Source organism: Evansella vedderi, from assembly GCF_030813435.1.
Classification (GTDB): Bacteria; Bacillota; Bacilli; order Bacillales; family Salisediminibacteriaceae; genus Evansella; species Evansella vedderi.
In genome coordinates, this window is record NZ_JAUSUG010000051.1 from 1 (window position 1) to 4,089 (window position 4,089).

Here is a 4,089-nt window from a genome sequence, read left to right on the forward strand (position 1 = left end):
CCTCCTTGGTTAACTAATTTCAGGGTCCTTAGTGCTGATCAGCTGCGGACACCTCGTATGATACCAAGGGGCTCTTTTTTTGTTCAACTCTCAAAATTCTTTCTTACAGGAATGCTCCTATTAAATACATCAAAAAATAGTATGTCTATAATAAGATAAAATATTAAAGAATAACCAAATAACAAAAGATGATGTTTGGCATTTGCCTTTTGAACGGATTTCGAATGGGAGGAGCTATGTTTACGTTACGAAATGACATTATCATGGATTCAGAAACCATCGCAAAAGGTATTTTCCTCTATTGCAACGGAGGGATAAAGCTGATAATTAGAAACATATGTCTAGAGGAACCATCTCAAATGGAAGGGCGTGCAGTATTAACAAAGTAATCAACAATTCTTAAAGTAGCCATAATAAATTAAATGCACAAACAAAAAGCGAACATACGTTAACGGTATGTTCGCTTTTCTGTTTAACAATGTGTATTGGGTACATACAGAATAACGGATCTTAGGTCGTAATTCTTGGCTTCAACAGAGAATCTAACTTCATTGTTAGGTTCCTAATGAATAGTGCTGCCCTCATACTAATCAGTAATAAGGCTGAACTTACCCTAATAAGAATATCCAATGATATCCCCCCACATTGAATTGTGTTAGATACTAACACTTTACTTATTATTGTTCGGGAATTCAAATTTATTCTTGTTAGAAAAAAACAAAAAGGCAAGTAAACAGATCATTTACTACTGTTTATATTTAATTGTAAATATAAGCCTATAAGCCAATCGCTATGATATTGTTTAAACTAATACAAGCAAGAACGAAATAAGTTGTCGCTACGGTAGTTCCTACAGTGTTATAGAAACAAAGAGTTTAATAATAATTTAATGGAGGATCACTAATTAACAATCGTCACTATATGGTCATTCAAGGACGTAAAGTTCAGTTGATGTAGAAGCATTTTAACCTTTTCAAACAAAAAACAAGAAATTTTAGAGCCAAATGCCCTGGTAAAAATAAAAAGATAATTTCTGAAATGGTTGAGTTAGTAGTTGTTAAAAGTAAGTAATAATTGTATAAAACTAATTAGACTGCTATTATAGTACGAACTGTGGCTTAGTTGAAGAAAAAACAAATTAGGATCACACAAATTAGATATTTCAATGGTATTAACAATTGTCGTAGGTTATTCTGTTGGTGCGGGAAAAATAAAGGCAGCAAAGCAGTATGGACGCTTGGGAGTTTGGGGTGGAATTGACTTTCTTGGTTCAGGTGTAATCTTTATACTTTTTCCGTGAATCGATCACCGCTTTTTATACAGCAGATACCGAGGAATGAATGGGAGAGGGTAAATGTTGCGGTTGGCAATAGAGACATCTTCTAGGCTGCCCCATGGATTGATGGAACCATTAAGTGAACGTGAACTAGAGGTATTAAAGCTGATTGCTGAAGGCCTCTCTAATCAAGAAATTGGCGAAAGGCTGTTTTTAGTATTAAGTTCAGTGAAGGGTTATAATCAAAATATATTTGGGAAACTCCAAGTTAAAAGAAGTACGGAAGCTGTTGGGAGAGCTCGTGAGTTGGGATTATTATAATATAGGTTGTTTTTATATGGGTGCCTCCATTATTTGAGGTACCTTGTTTTATTAAATAGAAGGATGTTCTTTATTTACTTTGTAATAAAATTTTGAATAATACTTTTATTAGTACTTAAGTATCTAATGATTTTTGAAGTAACTTGATAAATTATTATACAAGGAGTAGCTTTTTGTCTTGAACTGGATTTTTAATTCATCGTAGTTTTTTAGGGCCAAACTGTTTATTTAAAAAGGAGTGATTATCATTAAATCAGAGAGAAGAACAGCTATAATTCTAGGGGGATTATTAGTATTCAGTTTTGTATTTGGAATACTTAGTTCAGTTCCAGCGTTAGAATATCAAGATTACCTTACAAAATTGGCTGAAATTGAAATGCAAGTATTAATTGCAAGTTTTTTTCAGGCAGCAATGTCATTGGTATATGTAAGTATCGCAGTGTTATTCTATCCAATAATAAAAAAATACAACAAAAGTCTAGCGGCGGGATATTTCAGTTTAAGAATTATTGGTGCTGGGTTTCTCTTTGCTGGCATAGGCCCACTTCTTCTATCATTATGGTTGAGTCAGAGTTATGTAGTTTCCAGTGAGGTTAACTCAACATATTTTCAAATAACAGGTGAATTGCTAAGACAAGGCAGAGACATTCTGAATCATATAGGAATGATATTGCCATGGAGTATTGGCGGTTTGATACTCTATTATTGCCTATATAAAATTAGGCTTATCCCAAGATGGTTATCCATATGGGGTATTCTAGGTTCTACATTTACTCTCCTAGCTACGTTAATGTTGATGTTGAACATCATAAAATTAGTGAGCCCCGTCTACTTTATTTTAAATGCACCATTAGCTATTGGTGAGCTAATTATTGCTATACTTCTAATAGTCAGAGGGTTCAATCCGCCCTATAATTAAATGTTAAGAAAACGGAGGTAGAATATGAGAGTATTAGTTCTTGGAGCAAGCGGCGCTACCGGTAAACTAGTCGTCAAACAATTAATTAAAAGACAAATTAATACTCGGATTCTCATTAGATATAATGCAGTTCTGTCCAAAGATATACAAGAAAATCCATTAGTGCAAATCGTAAAGGGGAATATCAACGTATTAAATGAATCTGAGCTCAATGACCTAATCCATCAATGTAATGTGATTATCTCGTGTCTTGGTCACAATGTTACGCTTAAAGGGATGTTTGGTAAACCTCGTTATTTAGTATTTGATGCAATAAAAAGAATAAGTGAGGCAGTTAAAAACAAGGCTAACAAAAAAGTAAAGATCATACTTATGGGGACAACAGCCTATACGAACACCTTATCGGGAGAGGTAAATTCAATGGGAGAAAAAATAATCTTTACTTTATTGAAGCTTTTGCTCCCGCCTCATCGAGATAACATCAAGGCTGCAGATTATCTGATTACCGAAATTGGTAAAAACGAAGAAAAGATAGAATGGGTAGTAGTACGACCGGATACGTTAATCAATCATCATGAAGAAAGTTTATATGAAGTTTGTGAATCTCCTGTAAGAAGCCCAATATTCAATGCAGGTAAAACTAGCAGAATTAATGTAAGTCATTTTATGACAGAACTAGTGACAGTTGATAAAACGTGGAATGATTGGAAGTTTAAGGCTCCAGTAGTTTATAATAAATGGATAACAAGAAGCGAAACATAAAATTATTTTTCTTTTATGAGGGTGCCAAAGTTCGTTCGCTTTGGGGAGTCTTTCGTTCGAGCCCTGCACAGACGATTACATTCAAAGTGATCGTCTTTTCGTAGTAGACTTTATACTGCGTAGCAAACAGAAAAGGGAATTGATACATTATAAACGTATTCCATTATTCAATTTGAATTCAATTGAAATATTTCATCGGATTTCTTGTTGACAATTTTTTTCTTTTGGTATAAATTGATAATTAATTTAATATTCGATAGATGTTTAGTTATAACTTCTTAAACAATATAGACTTTAGCATTCTTTTAATATTTTCATATAGATTGAATGAAAAAGTTTCTGAAAAGTAAGAATAAAAAGGTAATGTAAATCGGTAGATCGTAAAATAGAGAGAAACCTGATTTTTTATTGAGAAGGAGTTATAAATATAATTTATTTTGACATTAACAAAGGTAGTTCTTCAAAAAAACTTCGTTGAAGTTAGTTTAAGTAAAACCGACTATTTTCAAAAATTCAATGATTTTAAATCATCATTGAATTTTGAAGGTGTCGGTTTTTTTTATTAAGTAAATGAATGAATTTCATAAATCTTGGCCCTTATGGGCCAATGGTTTCAAAGCATGAAAAAAGGAGTACCTCCCCAAGTGTCGAATTTAGTAAGTAACCAGCAAACTAATTCGAAGGGGGAAGACTCCTATGTCTATTGTACGACAAGTAAGTCTTTTTAGCATGCAAATTTTATTTGATTTAGAACCTACCCAACGTTACGATGAGATTTTTTCAGCGATTGATATCAATCCAATCCTTATTA

4 protein-coding genes and 1 pseudogene are annotated in these 4,089 nt (G+C 33.0%); all 5 read left to right on the forward strand.

Annotation, left to right across the window (positions count from 1 at the left end; genetic code table 11):
* Positions 1 to 236: 236 nt before the first annotated feature.
* The 5 genes and pseudogenes from J2S74_RS27170 to J2S74_RS27190 all read left to right on the forward strand — a co-directional run bounded on the left by J2S74_RS27170 (position 237) and on the right by J2S74_RS27190 (position 3,278).
* Positions 237 to 389 carry a hypothetical protein gene (locus J2S74_RS27170; RefSeq protein ID WP_307332870.1) on the forward strand — a complete coding sequence of 51 codons (153 nt, stop codon included), beginning with the start codon at positions 237 to 239 and terminating at the stop codon, positions 387 to 389.
* 776 nt (positions 390 to 1,165) lie between these two features.
* Entirely contained in the window at positions 1,166 to 1,300 is a 135-nt protein-coding gene (locus tag J2S74_RS27175; protein ID WP_307332872.1) for a hypothetical protein, read from the forward strand.
* Positions 1,301 to 1,399: 99 nt separating this feature from the next.
* Positions 1,400 to 1,597 (forward strand): annotated as a pseudogene (locus J2S74_RS27180) (response regulator transcription factor); the annotation flags it as partial.
* 238 nt (positions 1,598 to 1,835) lie between these two features.
* Complete coding sequence (locus tag J2S74_RS27185; protein ID WP_307332875.1) at positions 1,836 to 2,516, forward strand: DUF4386 domain-containing protein; 681 nt, start codon at positions 1,836 to 1,838, stop codon at positions 2,514 to 2,516.
* Positions 2,517 to 2,540: 24 nt separating this feature from the next.
* Complete coding sequence (locus J2S74_RS27190) at positions 2,541 to 3,278, forward strand: SDR family oxidoreductase (protein ID WP_307332878.1); 738 nt, start codon at positions 2,541 to 2,543, stop codon at positions 3,276 to 3,278.
* The last annotated feature ends 811 nt before the right edge of the window (positions 3,279 to 4,089 follow it).